The organism is Thioclava sp. JM3 (assembly GCF_002213185.1).
In the GTDB taxonomy this organism is placed as follows: domain Bacteria; phylum Pseudomonadota; class Alphaproteobacteria; order Rhodobacterales; family Rhodobacteraceae; genus Thioclava; species Thioclava nitratireducens.
The window spans coordinates 695,771-709,184 of sequence record NZ_NBOB01000001.1 but is presented as its reverse complement, the minus strand read 5'-3'; the positions used below and the strand labels follow the sequence as shown (position 1 = coordinate 709,184).

The window sequence follows — 13,414 nt, the reverse complement described above, 5'->3', positions numbered from 1 at the left end:
AGCAACGCCTGATCGACCCTGACACCTAAATCCTCCCCGGAGCCCCTCGTCGCACGCGGCGGGGGGCTTTCTCATGTTGCGCTCGACCCGGGGGCAAGTGCGGTCCATCGCATCAGCGGTGGAATAGATTGATGTCAGCGGCACGCTTACGCGGACGGCCAAAAGATGACGATTGCGGTGCGCCACGGCGGCAACGAAGGGTTTGCGCCAATGGTCGGAGCGCTGCTATCGGGGACCGGACAATGCGCCGCCTCCAACCCGCAAAGGGGAGGGCGGTAACAAAGCGAAGCGAGGCCCCATCTAAGGAGCCTCGCAGCACGCATTATCTCAGGACTGGAATACCTCCACCGTCAGAGGCCTGCCCCTATTCCGCGCCCTCGGCGGACAGCGGATCGGCCACGTTCTCCAGCGACTCCTGCTCGGCATCGATCCCGATGACCGCCTCGGTGACGGCCGCGACCGTCATCAGGGCACCGGCGAAGAGGTAGCCATAGAACACGTTCCAGGCGGAGCCCGTGTCGATCAGCGCGCCGAAGACCCAGGGCGAGACTATGCCGCCCGCGGCGGTGCCGATCGAGTAGAAGATCGCGATGGCGAGCGCCCGGGTCTCGAGCGGGAAGACCTCGCTCACGGTGAGATAGGCGGAACTCGCGGCCGCAGAGGCGAAGAAGAAGATCACCGACCAGAGCGCCGTGAGCGTGATCGCCGTAAGGTAGCCCTGCGCGAACATGTAGCCGGTGGCCATCAGGAGTGCGGCAGACAGGCCGTAGCTGAGCGAGATCATCACGCGGCGTCCGATCTTGTCGAACAGCCGCCCCAGAACGATCACGCCGAGGAAGTTGCCGATGGCGAAGGGCACGAGGTAAAGCCCGGTGTTCTTCGAGGGCACGTCGAAGAAGTTCGACAGAACCAGCGCATAGGTGAAGAAGATCGCGTTGTAGAGAAATGCCTGTGAGCTCATCAGGATGAGGCCGAGCAGCGCCCGTTTGCGGTGCGTCGAGAACATCGCCTTGACGATCTTCATCAGAGAGAAGGATTTCTGCGGCCGGATCTTGATCTTGTCGTCGTCCGGAACCTCCGAAAGCTCCTCGCCGGTTTGCTCGCTCGTGCGCTTCTCGATGTCGCTCACGACCTCCTCGGCCTCGTCCAACCGGTCATGCGTGGCGAGCCAGCGCGGGCTCTCCGGCAGATGGCGGCGCATGTAGAGGATGATGCCGCCGAGAACCGCGCCGATACCGAAGCCCAGACGCCAGCCGATATCGATCGGGAGGTAGTCCGGGTTGAGCAGCACGATCGTCGACAGCGCGCCGAGGGCCGCGCCGAGCCAGTAGGAGCCGTTCACGCCGAGCGCGACCTGGCCGCGCACCCTCGCCGGGATCATCTCGTCGATCGTGGAGTTGATCGCGGCATATTCGCCGCCGATGCCGAGCCCGGTGATGAACCGGAAGGCGACGAAGCTCCACAGGTTCCACGAAAAGGCGGTCAGCAGCGCGCCGACGAGATAGACGGCGAGCGTGATGAAGAAGAACATCCTGCGCCCGAAGCGGTCGGTGAGATAGCCGAACAGGAGCGCGCCGAGAACCGCCCCTGTGATGTAGAACGACGCGATCATCCCGATCTGCGAACTCGTGAAGCCAAGGCTTTCGGGTTCCTGAAGAACGCTGGAGACGGCCCCTTTCAGCGTGACTTCGAGGCCGTCGAGAATCCACGTGACGCCGAGCGCGACGATGATCGTCAGGTGAAATCGAGACCACGGCAAGCGGTCCATGCGGGCGGGAATGTCAGTTTGAACCGTTTTGCCGCTCTCGCCAGCCATGTCTGCCTCCTATTCCTATCGATCAAATCAGCTTCAAAACAACAAGATCTGATCCAGAATGTTCCTGCGAGCGTACGCGACCGGTGGCGCAAGCCGGGGCTCCGCTGCGGATATGAGAGGCTGCAGGGCGCCTCTCTCCTCGGGGGCGCGCATTGTGATGCGATTGAAATCGTTGACAAACCGTCGCGGGGCTGAGCGAGCGATCACGCCGCGCTCGTCGGGCTCAAGCTTTTTTCGTCTCGTCGCGGCGGGTCGCCACGCGCGCAGCGTTCGGGCTTTCCGGGCCAGCCTCTTCCCGAAGGCCCATAGATCGAACCGCGGCGCCGCGGCGTCAGCCGATCGTGTCGTGGTCGTCGGCGAGGCATTCCGAATGGTCGCGCAGCACCTCGAGCACCCGGCACTCCGAGGTCGGCCCGCCCCGACATTCGCCGATCATCCGTTCCAGTTCGCGCTTGAGCGCCTCGAGCCGCGCGATCCGGGTCTCGACCTCGCGCAATTGCCGCCGCGCGATCGAATCTGCGGCCCCGCAATCGCGCGCAGGGTGGTCCGACAGGTCCAGCAATTCGCGGATCGCTTCGAGCGGGAAGCCCAGCTGGCGCGAGTGCCGGATGAAGGCGAGCCGGTCGAGATCGGAATCGCCGTAGCGCCGCTGGCCGCCCTCGGTCCGCCCGGGCTCGGGCATCAGGCCGATCTGCTCGTAATAGCGGATCGTCTGCACTTTGGTTCCGGTGCGGCGGGCCAATGTTCCGATCGTATGCATGCTGCACCTCCCTTCACGGTTGCGTGAGTGCGGATTTCCCCCTTGAACCTATAGTTGCTGTAGCTCCTATCTTCCCCTCTGTCGAGAAAACCACGCGAGAGGACAGCAGATGACCGAGACAGCAGACCTTCAGGAATGGCGCGTGACGGGCATGGATTGCGGCGCCTGCGCGGCGAAGGTGCGCGGCGCGGTCGAGGCTCTGCCCGGTGTCGACGGGGTCGAGGTGACGCTGATGAACGAGCGTCTGCGGCTGCGGCTCGATACGGCGACCACCTCGCGCGAAAGCGTGGAGAAGGCGATCCGCCGCCTCGGCTACGGCGTCTCGGCCAAGGGGGCTGCGCCGGAAAAGCCCAAGGGCGGCTTCGTTCTTCCCGAGGGCGCCCTTCCGGCGGCGGGCGAGACGGATGAGACACCTGCGGTCGAGAGCGCGCCAACGCCGCCCGCCGATCCCGCGTGGTATGCGACCCCGAAGGGGCGCTACCTGATCGCGACCGGGCTTCTGCTGGCCGCGGCTTGGGTGGTGGAGCTGCTGGTCGGCGGCCCGATCGCGCATTGGGTTTTCGTGCTCGTCACCGTGATAGCCGTAGCCCCCGTGGCGCGGCGCGCCGCCCTGATGGCGCGGGCGCGGATGCCCTTCACCATCGAAATGCTGATGAGCATCGCCGCGATCGGCGCGCTCTTCGTCGGTGCGGCGGAGGAAGCCGCGCTCGTCGTCTTCCTGTTCGCGGTGGGCGAGATGCTCGAGGGGCTTGCGGCGTCGCGCGCCCGCGGCTCGATCCGGGCGCTGGCCGATCTTGTGCCGAAGACCGCGCGGCTGGTCACGGGTGAGCGCATCCGCGAAGTTCCGGCCGACAGCCTCGCCATCGGACAGATCGTGCAGGCCCGTCCGGGCGATCGCATCCCGGCGGATGGCACAATCGTCTCCGGCAATTCGGGCGTCGATGAAAGCCCCGTGACCGGCGAGAGCGTGCCGGTCCTGAAAGAGCCCGGCGATGCTGTCTTCGCGGGCGCGATCAACACCGAAGGCGAGCTGCGCATCCGTGTCGAGAAAGCCGCCGAGGACAACACCATCTCGCGCATCCTGCACCTCGTCGAGGAGGCCGAGAGCGCGCGCGCCCCGGTGGAGCGGTTCATCGACCGGTTCAGCCGCGTCTACATGCCCGCGGTGGTGGGCGTGGCGCTTTTGGCCGCGATCGTGCCGCCGCTGGCCTTCGGCGCGCCCTGGGAGACATGGATTTATCGAGGCCTCGCGCTCTTGCTGATCGGGTGCCCCTGCGCGCTGGTGATCTCGGTTCCCGCCGCGGTCGCCGCCGGGCTCTCGACCGGGGCGCGCCGCGGGCTGTTGATGAAGGGCGGCGCGGTAATGGAGACGGCGGCCAAAACCAGCCTCGTCGCCTTTGACAAGACCGGTACGCTGACCGAGGGCCGGCCGCAGATCACCGATCTTCTGCCGCTCGACGGGACCGAGGCTGAACTTCTCGCCACCGCCGCGGCGGTCGAGACCGGCAGCAGTCACCCGCTCGCACAGGCGGTTCTCGCCCGGGCAGAGGCGCGCGGGATCGCGGTGCCGCAGGCCACTGCAGCCACGGCGATCCCGGGCCGTGGTGCGCGCGCCGAGATCGACGGCGCGGTCTGGAATGTCGGGGCGCCGCGGCTGGCGACCGAAACAGGCGTGCTCAGCGCCTCCGACAGCGCCACCGTCCACCGGCTGGAAAGCGCGGGCAAGACCGTCGTCGCCGTCTTCACGCCCGAGCGCCTTCTGGGCCTCATCGCGCTGCGCGATGAGCCGCGCGCCGATGCGGCCGAGGCGGTCTCCACCCTCAAGCGCATGGGGGTCTCCTCGGTCATGCTGACGGGCGACAATCCGGTGACGGCCCGCGCGATTGCCGACGGGTTGGGCATCGAAGCCCGTGCCGGGCTGCTGCCCGAGGACAAGGTGACGGCAGTGCGCGATCTGGCGCGGGATGCGCATGTGATGATGGTGGGCGACGGCATCAACGACGCCCCGGCGCTCGCCACCGCCCATATCGGCATCGCGATGGGATCGGGCACCCATGTCGCCCTCGAGACCGCGGACGGAGCGCTGCTGCGCGACCGGGTCACCGATGTCGTCGAGCAGATCCGGCTGGCGCGCGCGACGATGGCCAACATCCGTCAGAACGTCGCCATCGCGCTCGGGCTGAAGGGGGTGTTTCTGGTGACGACGCTCCTCGGTCTCACCGGTCTCTGGATCGCGGTGATGGCCGATACCGGGGCGACCGTGCTGGTCACGATGAACGCGCTGCGCCTGCTGCGGTTCAAGGCGGAGGCGAATGGCATCTGACGCTGGGCTTAAACCAAGGCGACGCCTGCGAAATATTCATGCAGGTGCAGCAGCGCCATATAGGCCACGAAGCCAAGCGCTGCACGCCCGAGATCGGCCAGCGTAAGCCCCGCGAAGGGGGGCGCCGCTTTCGTCCGGCGCAGCGTCTCCGCCCAGACCTCCGGACCCATCTCCCGGCGGCGCTTGCGGTCTATCAGGCGCATTCCGAGCAGGGCGAAGCCGCCGAGCGCCCCGAACAGCAGGACATGCGCCAGATCGCCGTTCGGCAGCAGGTGCAGCCCGGCCCAGCTCGCGAGGCCCAGCAGCATCGGGTGGCGCGTGAGCCGCACGAGGCCGGGACGCTCGGGGTCGAAGCTTTTGCGGCGTCTGCCGCCGAAGGAGAACGGGTTGGCATGGCCAAGCGCGACGGCGAACCACATGCAGACCAGCGCCATCCCGATCTTTGTTGCCTCCATCGCCCAAAGGGTGGTGGGCCAAAGGTAAATCGGGTCCGGCCATGCGGCGGCGCGGATCAGGATCAGCAGCATTGCCGTCGACAGCAGCGAATAGCCCAGCCCGAAGCCTGCGTGTCCGAAGGCCGCCACCAGCCGCGCCCTCACCGTCGGGCGTGTCGGGATCGAATGGGTCGCGAGGAACGCCGCGAACACTCCGCCATAAGCCAGCCACATCATTGCGCCCTCCGTCTGGGTTGCCACAGCACCGGAGCATAGAGGATCGCGAAGCCGAGGAAAGCACTGCACCACGCCACGCCGGAGACCGAATAAAGCGCGCTCAGGGCGAGCCAGCCCGCGAGGAGCCGCGCGATCATCGCGACGAAGAGGGCGGCATAGACCGCGACGGTGCCGACCCCGGCCTCCAGCGGGCGACCGGTATGGCCGAGCGAGGCACGGCTCATCACCGCCAGCGTCATCCCGCCAAGCGCGCCCGCCGTCCACAGGTGCATCGCGGTCGCGGGGGCGAGGGCGGCGGGAAACAGGATCGCGAACCCAAGCGCCAGCGCGCCGAGCGGCAGGCAGGCATAGGCCAGATGGAGAACGAAAAGGATCGGCGCGCGCAGCGTCAGCCCGCCTTTCCAGCGCCACAGCCGCGCGAGATGCAGCACGGCGGTCGCGAGCAGCAGCGCGGCGGTCAGCCGCGTCTCTGGCGAAATGACCCACGCGAGCAGTGCCGCGCCAGCGACCAGCATCGCGAGCTTGTCGAAGCGTTGCATCGGCGGGGCGGGTCGCGCCGGGTGGTTCTCCTTGACCAGCCAGTTGCGCGTGAAGGAGGGGATGATCCGCCCCCCGATCAGCGCGACCATCATCAGCACCGCGGCAAGACCCAGCCGCATCCCGATGCCGTCGGCGGCATAACCGCCACGCGCGGCTTCGATCAGGAACAGAAGGTCGGCGAGGGTGAAAACGCCGAGCAGCCCCAACACAGGAAGGTTGCGCCAGTTCTTCCCTGCCAGGATCTCACGCAGCACGACGCCACCAAGCGCCAGCGGAAAGGCGAGATCGATGCACGCGACCAGCGCGAAAGGCAGATGCGCCGAGGCCAGCAACCCCAGCCGCCCGAGCGCCCAGAGCGTGACGAGGCCAAGCAGCGGCCAGCCCACGACAGGCAGTCGTCCGGTCCAGTTCGGCACCGCCGTCAGCAGAAAGCCCGCGATCGCCGCGCCGAGATAGCCGAAGAGGAAGGCATGGGCGTGCCAGCTGACCGGGTCGAGCCGTGTCGGCAACACGATCAGCCCGGTGAGTGCCGGCACCCAGAGCGCCATCGCCAGAGCGGCCCAGACGGCGCCGAAGAAGAAGAACGGGCGAAAACCGCCCGACAGCAGCGCCGGGCCCTGCCAGCGGCGCATCTGCTCTGCGGAAGACATGGCCATGATCGGCTCCTTTCAGTTTTCGGCGGCGTCCATCAGCCGCCGGATGTGACATGCGAAGGCGTAGGTCGCGGGCACGGCAACTACCGCGCCCAACCCCAGCGAGACGACCGGAGTCGCGACCGGCAGCCCGACCCACGACCCGATCAGCGAGGCGAAGAACACGTTGACCGCGAAAGCGCCCCAGCCGAACGGGTAGAGCAGCAGCGCGATCCGGGCAGGGGACCAGCGCGCACTCATCGCCGGGCGACCACCCGCGCCACCACCGCCAGCGCCGCGACGAGCGCGAGCGCCGCCAGCGCGAACCAGAACTCGGCGGTGGCCGATTGCGCCTGCGGGATCGGGCGATCGAAGCTTGCCGCCTGTGCGGTGAGCGGGGCGAGGGCGAGAAGAAGGGTCAGTTTACGCATGTCAGGTCTCCTGTGTGAGCGAGCGGTAAATGTCGGGCAGGGCGCGCAGCAGCCGTTCGGGCCGGGGCAGCAGGGTGAAGCCGCCGCGCCCGAAGATCCGTGCGAACCAGTCCTGCCCGTCCTCGTCGATGATGACGCCGTGCAGGCTCTGGCCCGCGTGGCGGGCCTCGCGCACGGCCATGTGGCTGTCCTCGATGCCGTGCTGGCCCTCGTAATGGTCGAGGTCGTTGGGCTTGCCGTCGGTCAGCACGATGAGCAGCTTGCGGCTCGCGCTTTCCTGCGCGAGCTGTGCCGAGACGTGACGGATCGCGGTCCCGAGGCGCGTGTAATGGCCCGGGCGCAGCGCCGCGATGTTGGCGTGGATCGGCGGGGCCATCTGGGCGTCGAAGCCTTTCACCCGCGTCAGGAACACCCGGTCGCGGCGGAGCGACGAGAACCCCCAGATCGCGAAACGGTCGCCCGCCGCGTCCAGCCCCTCGGCCAGCGCGGACATCGCCTCGCGCGCTATGTCGATCACGCAGCTTTCGCCGATCGCGGCCTCGGTGGAGCGCGAGGTGTCGATCAGGAAGGCCACGGCGAGGTCGCGCTCGACCTTGCGCAGGCTTTGCCAGATCCGGTCGCTGCCCCGCCCGGTCGCGGCAAGATCGGCGCGGCTCGCGATGACGGCGTCGAGGTCCAGCTCGGTCCCGTCGATCTGGCGCGGCCGCAGGATGCGGCGCGGTTGCAGCGCCTCGAACTGACGGCGCACGGCGCGGATATAGCGCGGATCGGCGCGGAAGGTTTGCGCGGCTTCGGGCCGCGCGGGCGCGTCGAGCACCCGGCAGTGACCCTCCATGTAGGCGCGGCTGCGGTGGTTCCATTCGGGATAGACATGCTCGCCCGCCAGCGCCTCGTGCTCCGCCTCGGCGGGCGAGAGGTCGAGATGCAGCCGCAGACGCGTCGCGGCCTTGCGATCATGCCGCGTCAGGGTGATCTGGTCCTGATCCTCGGCGGCCTTGGCGGCGTTGTCCTCGTCATCGTCGTCGACCGAGCGATTGACGTTGAGCGCCTCGACCCAGGACAGGATCGACTCGAAGCGGTGGATGATGAAGCTGTCGCGGCGGCGCGCCTGATCGAGATCGCGGCGCTCGCCATGCTTGCGCTGCGTGCTGGCCATCGCGGTCGGGGCAGAGGCGGGGGCATCGGCCTCTTCCGAGGCGGCGCTGCGGCCTGCGGTGTTGGGGGCAAATTGCAGCCAGATCGGCACCGGGGCAAGCGGCATGTAACCGCGTGCGCCCCCCGCAGTCTCGGGCAGCGGGGCGGGGGTGCCATCGGCGGAAAGCTGGTCGCAGAGCGCGGCCTCCAGCGCGGCCTCGGCCGCCGGGCGCGACAATCTGCGGCGACGTGCGAGGGTGAGCGCCGCCATCTCGTGGTAGGGCGCGCGCAGCCCGATGCAGCGGCGATAGGCCAGATCGCAGGCTCGCGCATTGGCACGGATCTGCGCGCAATCCAACGCCGGGCCGTCGGTCTCGTCGGGCAGATCGGGCATCGCGTCGCGGCTGAGCGCAGCCAGTGCGGTCAGCCAGAAATAGGCCGCGCGGTTGAGATCAGATCGGGGGAAGACATCCATCACCGGCGGCAGGCGCAGCCGCGCGCCGTCGAAGCGGGCGATGCGCTCGGTCTCGCGCCCGGCGCCAAGGCGACGCCGGACGGGTTGGCGGTGACGGACCGGGGTGGCCGGGGCCTCGACGATTTCGACATCTGCACCGCCGCCAAGCGCGCGCAGCAGCAGCGCGAGCGAGGGGCGCAACGCAGCCAGCTCGACCGCGGCGTCGGGATGGCGATCGTCCCGACCGATATCCTTGGCCAGATCGTGCCAGATTTCGCCTACGGTTTCCTCTGGCTCCATCAGGTCCATCAGTTTCATGGCGTGCTCCTCAGCCGTAGATCGTGGCGATCAGGTCGCGCAGCGCCTGCTGCACGTCCGCCTCGTCGCTGAGCGCCTGGACCACGGCGGTCTCCAGCGCCTCCTCGATCGCGATGCCCGCGCCGATCAGCCGCGCGGCATAGACCAGAAGCCGGGTCGAGACGCCTTCCTCCAGATCCATGCCCGAGAGCTTGCGGATATGCCCGGCGAGGCGCACCAGCGGCACCACCTGCGCCACCGGCAGGCCGGTCTCGGCGGTGATCACGCGGGTTTCCGCATCGGGTTCGGGAAAGTCGAAGGCGATCGAGAGGAACCGCTGCCGGGTCGAGGGTTTGAGCCGCTTGAGCACGCTCTGATAGCCCGGGTTGTAGGAGGCCACGAGCATGAAGCCCTCCGGCGCGTCCAGCTCCTCGCCGGTGCGGTCAATGATAAGACGGCGCCGCGAGTCGGTGAGCGGGTGCAGCACCACGGTGACGTCCTTGCGCGCCTCCACCACCTCGTCGAGATAGCAGATCGCCCCTTCGCGTACCGCCCGGGTGAGCGGCCCGTCGACCCATTCGGTCTCGCCGCCCTTCAGCAGATAGCGCCCGATCAGGTCCGCCGCCGACAGGTCGTCATGGCACGCGACGGTGTAGACCGGCTTGTTCAGCCGCGCCGCCATATGCTCCACGAAGCGGGTTTTGCCGCAGCCGGTCGGCCCCTTCAGAAGAAGGGGCAAACCGTTGTCATGCGCGCGCTCGAACAGGGCACATTCGCGGCCGGTGGGGTGGTAGTAGGGGATGCGGTCGTTGGTCATGTCGAGGGACATCGTCATTCTCCTGCCACGGGGGTTGCGGGACCCGGGGCGATGACTTCACGCCGGCGCACCACGACGAGCGAGTAGATGAACAGAAGCGCCCCCAGCACGACCGCCGCCCCCGCGCCGAAGCGCATCAGGTAGAAGATCGACAGGCTGTCCTGCACATCCATGTAGTAGTCGCCCACGACCCGCTGCATGTGGGTCTGGATCGTGCCTGCGAAGGTCAGAACGAAGGTCATGAAGGCCATGCCGCCGGTCATCAGCCAGAACGCGCCCATGTTGAGGACCTGGTTGTAGGGATCGCGCCCGCGCAGCATCGGCATCGCGTAGGTGAAGACCGCGAGGTTGAGCGCGACATAAGCCCCGTAGAAGGCGAGGTGCCCGTGCGCCGCGGTGATCTGCGTGCCGTGGGAGTAGAAGTTCACCCCGTGCAGCGTGTGCAGGAAGCCCCAGACGCCCGCGCCGAAGAAGGCCACGGTGGACGAGCCCAGCGACCACAGGAGCGCTGCCTTGTTGGGGTGGTTCTTGCGGCCCTTCCAGACCATCACGAAGGCGAAGGACATCATCAGGAAGAACGGGATCACCTCGAAGGTCGAGAAGATCGAGCCCACCCACTGCCAGTAACCCGGCGTGCCGATCCAGTAGAAGTGGTGCCCGGTGCCGAGGATACCGGAGAACAGCGCGGTCGCGACGATGACATAAAGCCATTTCTCGACTACCTCGCGGTCCACGCCCGTCAGCTTGAGCATCAGGAAGCCGAGGATCGCGGCCATCACCAGTTCCCAGGTCGCCTCGACCCAGAGGTGCACGACCATCCACCAGTACATCTTGTCGAGCGACAGGTTGTCGGGGTTGATGAAGGCGAAGATCCACAGCAGCGACAGCAGCCAAAGGCCCATCAGTAGGACGTTGGTGATCGCGGTCTTGCGACCCGCCAGCACCGTCAGCGAGATGTTGATCAGGAAGATTACCGCGGCGACGAGGATGCCGAACTTCACCCAGAGGGGCTGTTCGAGGAACTCGCGCCCGCCATGGATACCGACGAGATAGGAGCCGACTGCGCCCAGCGTTCCGATCATCAGGATCGCGAGTTGCAGATAGGCGAGCTTGACCGAGAAGATCTCGCGCTCGCTTTCCTCGGGCACGAGGAAATAGGCCGCGCCGAAGAAACCCAGCAACAGCCAGACGATCAGCGCATTGGTGTGGATCATCCGGATCACGTTGAAGGGCAGTACTTCGGACAGCGTGTTGGGCGAAACGTAGATCCAGCCAGCCAGAAGGCCGCCCAGAACCTGTACGCCGAACAGCAGCATCGCGCAGTAGAAATAGGCTTTCGCCACGGATTGGGATTGGTATTTCATCTGTTTGTCTCCTCAGCCCGCATCATTGGGCGGCCAGCCCTGCGTGTCGGTGTGATCGGCCCAGCGGAGGAATTCCGCGAGTGCGCGCATGTCCTCTTCGTTGATGTCGAAATGCGGCATCTGGCGGCGGCCCTCGATGCCGGAAGGCTGCGCCGCGATCCAGGCGTCGAGCGTCTCGTAGGCGCCCTGCGGATCGTCGGCGACGCCCCAGCGGGTCATCACGTTGCCGACCTCGGGCGCGAAATAGGCACCTTCGCCATGCAGGGTGTGGCAGTTGATGCAGGAATTGCGTTCCCAGACGGCCTTGCCGCGCGCGACCTGTTCGGTCAGCGGGGCGGAGGCGGTTGAGTTGTTCACGATGTAGAAGTGGCTCTGCGCGGTCAGTGCAATGAACACCAGCACGAAGAAAATGGATCCTCCGTAAAAGATGTTTCGCGCCCGCGACTTGGTCAGGATTTCAGCCATTGGGGCCTCCCTTGGGGTCAGTCGATGGCCCGAGGGATAGCGGCGTTCGCGACTGGGAAGTTTGCGCCAGCACAACGTTTGATGGGATTGCTGGGATTAACGTGGTCGGCAGAGAGGTCCCGCCATGTCAAAACCCAGCTGGAAGAACCCGGATGTCACGCTTGACGCGCTGATGCGCGAATGGCCCGCGACGATCGAGGTGTTCATGCGTCACAAGATGCTCTGCGTCGGCTGTCTCGTGAACCCGTTCCACACGATCGACGATGCCTGCACCGAGTATCACCTCGATCTCGATGGGTTCATCGCCGAGCTGGGCGCGGCGATCGAGGCGGCTGCCTAGACGACTATCGGGGCAGCTACCGAGAGGGGGGCAGCTCCCCGCGGCAGATCAGCACCAGACGATGCGCATCGGTCACGGTGATCCGCTTGCGGCGGCTGGCGACCAGCCCCTGTTTTTCCCACGCGCTCATCAGCCGCGAGACCGTGTGCAGCGTCGTTCCGGTCATCTCCGAGAGATCCTGCCGGGTGATCGGGAAATCGATCTCGATTCCGGCCTCGACCTTGCGCCCGGTCTGATTGATCAGTCGTAGGAGCGAATTGGCGACCCGCTGCTCGACCTGTTGGGTGGCCATCTCGACGATGCGGTTGTTCATCTCGCCAAGACGCTGTCCGACCGTCTTGTAGGTCTCTGTCGCGAAGCCGTCATACTGCGCCACGAACTGATCCCAGAGCCGCATCGGCCAGCCCAGCACGATCGCCTCCGAAGCGGTGACCGAAGTGGCGGGGTAGGTGGTACGCCCGATCGCCTGCGCGATCCCGAACAGCTGCCCCGAGGGGATATGCAGCGCGATCACCTGCTCGCCCGTGGGGGTGATCCGCATCACCCGGATATAGCCGTCGAGCAGCATGTAGAACCGTTCGGCCGGGGCGCCTTCCTCGAAGACGGCCACGCCCTCGTCGAAGCGGCGTACGCTGGCGAGATCGAGAATCTCGCGAATTTGCCGTTTCTCCAGTCGGGAGAACGGGGGCATCGGCGTCAGCAGGCTCTCGTCGAGCCGCGGCATGGTCTTGCGGGGGGCAGGCGCGCTCATGCCTTCTCTAAACATACGGCCCCCGCCACGTCCAATACGAAAAGTCACACGCGCGCGAGCGGCGGGTGAAAAAATATCGCGATTTCGTGAAAAGCGCCGCGAAGTTTGCGCCAGAACAAAAAACGTCGGCGCGGAGATCGCTAAACCAAGGGCAATCCAAGGATGCAAGGAAAGGACAAGAGATGATCCGCACCCTGATTTCCGCCCTCGCGATGACCGCTCTTCTGGGCGGGGCGGCGAGCGCCGAGACCTATGAAGTCCACATGCTCAACAAGGGCGAAAAGGGCGTGATGGTCTTCGAACCCGCCTTCGTGAAGGCCGCCCCCGGCGACACGATCCGCTTCGTTCCCACCGACAAGGGCCATAACGCCGAAACCATCGACGGCATGATCCCGGACGGGGCCGAGGGCTTCGCCGGCAAGGTCAACAAGGACGTCGAGGTCACGCTCGACACCGAAGGGCTCTACGCGGTGCGCTGCAAGCCGCACTACGCAATGGGCATGGTGATGCTGATCTCGGTGGGCGACGCCAAGGCACCCGAAGGGTTCCTCGATGGCCGTGTGCCGAAGAAAGCCAAGGAACGCTTCGAAGCGGAATTGGGCGCGCTGTGAGCGCCCGC

At 66.7% G+C, this 13,414-nt stretch carries 14 protein-coding genes; 3 read left to right on the top strand and 11 right to left on the bottom strand.

Annotated elements, in window-relative coordinates; all coding sequences use genetic code 11:
- Nucleotides 1-364 precede the first annotated feature (364 nt).
- Nucleotides 365-1,816, bottom strand: coding sequence for an MFS transporter (locus B6V73_RS03325; protein ID WP_075777006.1), 1,452 nt, complete (start codon nt 1,814-1,816; stop codon nt 365-367).
- Between the two features lie 331 nt (nt 1,817-2,147).
- A complete protein-coding gene (locus tag B6V73_RS03320; RefSeq protein WP_088724489.1) occupies nt 2,148-2,576 on the bottom strand; it encodes a helix-turn-helix domain-containing protein in 429 nt (142 codons plus the stop codon).
- 109 nt (nt 2,577-2,685) lie between these two features.
- On the opposite strand from B6V73_RS03320, the gene B6V73_RS03315 reads away from it, so the two are divergent.
- Nucleotides 2,686-4,899 carry a heavy metal translocating P-type ATPase gene (locus B6V73_RS03315; protein ID WP_240504087.1) on the top strand — a complete coding sequence of 738 codons (2,214 nt, stop codon included), beginning with the start codon at nt 2,686-2,688 and terminating at the stop codon, nt 4,897-4,899.
- A gap of 8 nt (nt 4,900-4,907) precedes the next feature.
- On the opposite strand, the gene B6V73_RS03310 is transcribed toward B6V73_RS03315, so the two are convergent.
- From B6V73_RS03310 to B6V73_RS03275, 8 genes are read right to left on the bottom strand one after another with little or no spacing between them, the layout of a single operon-like run.
- A complete protein-coding gene (locus tag B6V73_RS03310) occupies nt 4,908-5,570 on the bottom strand; it encodes an NnrU family protein (protein WP_088724488.1) in 663 nt (220 codons plus the stop codon).
- Entirely contained in the window at nt 5,567-6,766 is a 1,200-nt protein-coding gene (locus B6V73_RS03305) for an NnrS family protein (RefSeq protein ID WP_088724487.1), read from the bottom strand. The genes B6V73_RS03310 and B6V73_RS03305 overlap by 4 nt, the downstream gene beginning before the upstream one ends.
- Before the next feature lie 12 nt (nt 6,767-6,778).
- Nucleotides 6,779-7,003, bottom strand: a complete 225-nt coding sequence (locus B6V73_RS03300; protein WP_075777011.1) for an NnrT protein — start codon at nt 7,001-7,003, stop codon at nt 6,779-6,781.
- Nucleotides 7,000-7,173, bottom strand: coding sequence for a protein NnrT (locus B6V73_RS03295; protein WP_075777012.1), 174 nt, complete (start codon nt 7,171-7,173; stop codon nt 7,000-7,002). The genes B6V73_RS03300 and B6V73_RS03295 overlap by 4 nt, the downstream gene beginning before the upstream one ends.
- 1 nt (nt 7,174) lies before the next feature.
- Complete coding sequence (locus B6V73_RS03290) at nt 7,175-9,079, bottom strand: VWA domain-containing protein (RefSeq protein WP_088724486.1); 1,905 nt, start codon at nt 9,077-9,079, stop codon at nt 7,175-7,177.
- A gap of 10 nt (nt 9,080-9,089) precedes the next feature.
- Nucleotides 9,090-9,887, bottom strand: a complete 798-nt coding sequence (locus B6V73_RS03285) for a CbbQ/NirQ/NorQ/GpvN family protein (RefSeq protein ID WP_075777014.1) — start codon at nt 9,885-9,887, stop codon at nt 9,090-9,092.
- A gap of 2 nt (nt 9,888-9,889) precedes the next feature.
- Nucleotides 9,890-11,239 (bottom strand): cbb3-type cytochrome c oxidase subunit I, encoded by a 1,350-nt coding sequence (locus B6V73_RS03280; RefSeq protein WP_075777015.1) that lies wholly within the window; start codon nt 11,237-11,239, stop codon nt 9,890-9,892.
- A 12-nt stretch (nt 11,240-11,251) separates the two neighbouring features.
- Nucleotides 11,252-11,704, bottom strand: coding sequence for a cytochrome c (locus tag B6V73_RS03275; protein WP_075777016.1), 453 nt, complete (start codon nt 11,702-11,704; stop codon nt 11,252-11,254).
- A gap of 124 nt (nt 11,705-11,828) precedes the next feature.
- On the opposite strand from B6V73_RS03275, the gene B6V73_RS03270 reads away from it, so the two are divergent.
- Nucleotides 11,829-12,044 (top strand): DUF1858 domain-containing protein, encoded by a 216-nt coding sequence (locus B6V73_RS03270; RefSeq protein WP_088718360.1) that lies wholly within the window; start codon nt 11,829-11,831, stop codon nt 12,042-12,044.
- A 16-nt stretch (nt 12,045-12,060) separates the two neighbouring features.
- On the opposite strand, the gene B6V73_RS03265 is transcribed toward B6V73_RS03270, so the two are convergent.
- Nucleotides 12,061-12,768, bottom strand: a complete 708-nt coding sequence (locus tag B6V73_RS03265) for a Crp/Fnr family transcriptional regulator (RefSeq protein ID WP_075777077.1) — start codon at nt 12,766-12,768, stop codon at nt 12,061-12,063.
- Nucleotides 12,769-12,977: 209 nt separating this feature from the next.
- Here B6V73_RS03265 and B6V73_RS03260 point away from each other — a divergent pair, with 209 nt between their 5' ends.
- Complete coding sequence (locus B6V73_RS03260) at nt 12,978-13,406, top strand: pseudoazurin (RefSeq protein ID WP_088718361.1); 429 nt, start codon at nt 12,978-12,980, stop codon at nt 13,404-13,406.
- Nucleotides 13,407-13,414 lie beyond the last annotated feature (8 nt).

Excerpts from the sequence above, each read along its gene's own strand:
- B6V73_RS03315 (WP_240504087.1), top strand. The coding sequence starts at position 2,686 with ATGACCGAGACAGCAGACCTTCAGGAATGGCGCGTGACGGGCATGGAT.
- B6V73_RS03280 (WP_075777015.1), bottom strand. The coding sequence starts at position 11,239 with ATGAAATACCAATCCCAATCCGTGGCGAAAGCCTATTTCTACTGCGCG.
- B6V73_RS03300 (WP_075777011.1), bottom strand. The coding sequence starts at position 7,003 with ATGAGTGCGCGCTGGTCCCCTGCCCGGATCGCGCTGCTGCTCTACCCG.
- B6V73_RS03325 (WP_075777006.1), bottom strand. The coding sequence starts at position 1,816 with ATGGCTGGCGAGAGCGGCAAAACGGTTCAAACTGACATTCCCGCCCGC.
- B6V73_RS03295 (WP_075777012.1), bottom strand. The coding sequence starts at position 7,173 with ATGCGTAAACTGACCCTTCTTCTCGCCCTCGCCCCGCTCACCGCACAG.
- B6V73_RS03290 (WP_088724486.1), bottom strand. The coding sequence starts at position 9,079 with ATGAAACTGATGGACCTGATGGAGCCAGAGGAAACCGTAGGCGAAATC.
- B6V73_RS03305 (WP_088724487.1), bottom strand. The coding sequence starts at position 6,766 with ATGGCCATGTCTTCCGCAGAGCAGATGCGCCGCTGGCAGGGCCCGGCG.
- B6V73_RS03260 (WP_088718361.1), top strand. The coding sequence starts at position 12,978 with ATGATCCGCACCCTGATTTCCGCCCTCGCGATGACCGCTCTTCTGGGC.
- B6V73_RS03285 (WP_075777014.1), bottom strand. The coding sequence starts at position 9,887 with ATGTCCCTCGACATGACCAACGACCGCATCCCCTACTACCACCCCACC.
- B6V73_RS03265 (WP_075777077.1), bottom strand. The coding sequence starts at position 12,768 with ATGCCGCGGCTCGACGAGAGCCTGCTGACGCCGATGCCCCCGTTCTCC.
- B6V73_RS03270 (WP_088718360.1), top strand. The coding sequence starts at position 11,829 with ATGTCAAAACCCAGCTGGAAGAACCCGGATGTCACGCTTGACGCGCTG.
- B6V73_RS03310 (WP_088724488.1), bottom strand. The coding sequence starts at position 5,570 with ATGATGTGGCTGGCTTATGGCGGAGTGTTCGCGGCGTTCCTCGCGACC.
- B6V73_RS03275 (WP_075777016.1), bottom strand. The coding sequence starts at position 11,704 with ATGGCTGAAATCCTGACCAAGTCGCGGGCGCGAAACATCTTTTACGGA.
- B6V73_RS03320 (WP_088724489.1), bottom strand. The coding sequence starts at position 2,576 with ATGCATACGATCGGAACATTGGCCCGCCGCACCGGAACCAAAGTGCAG.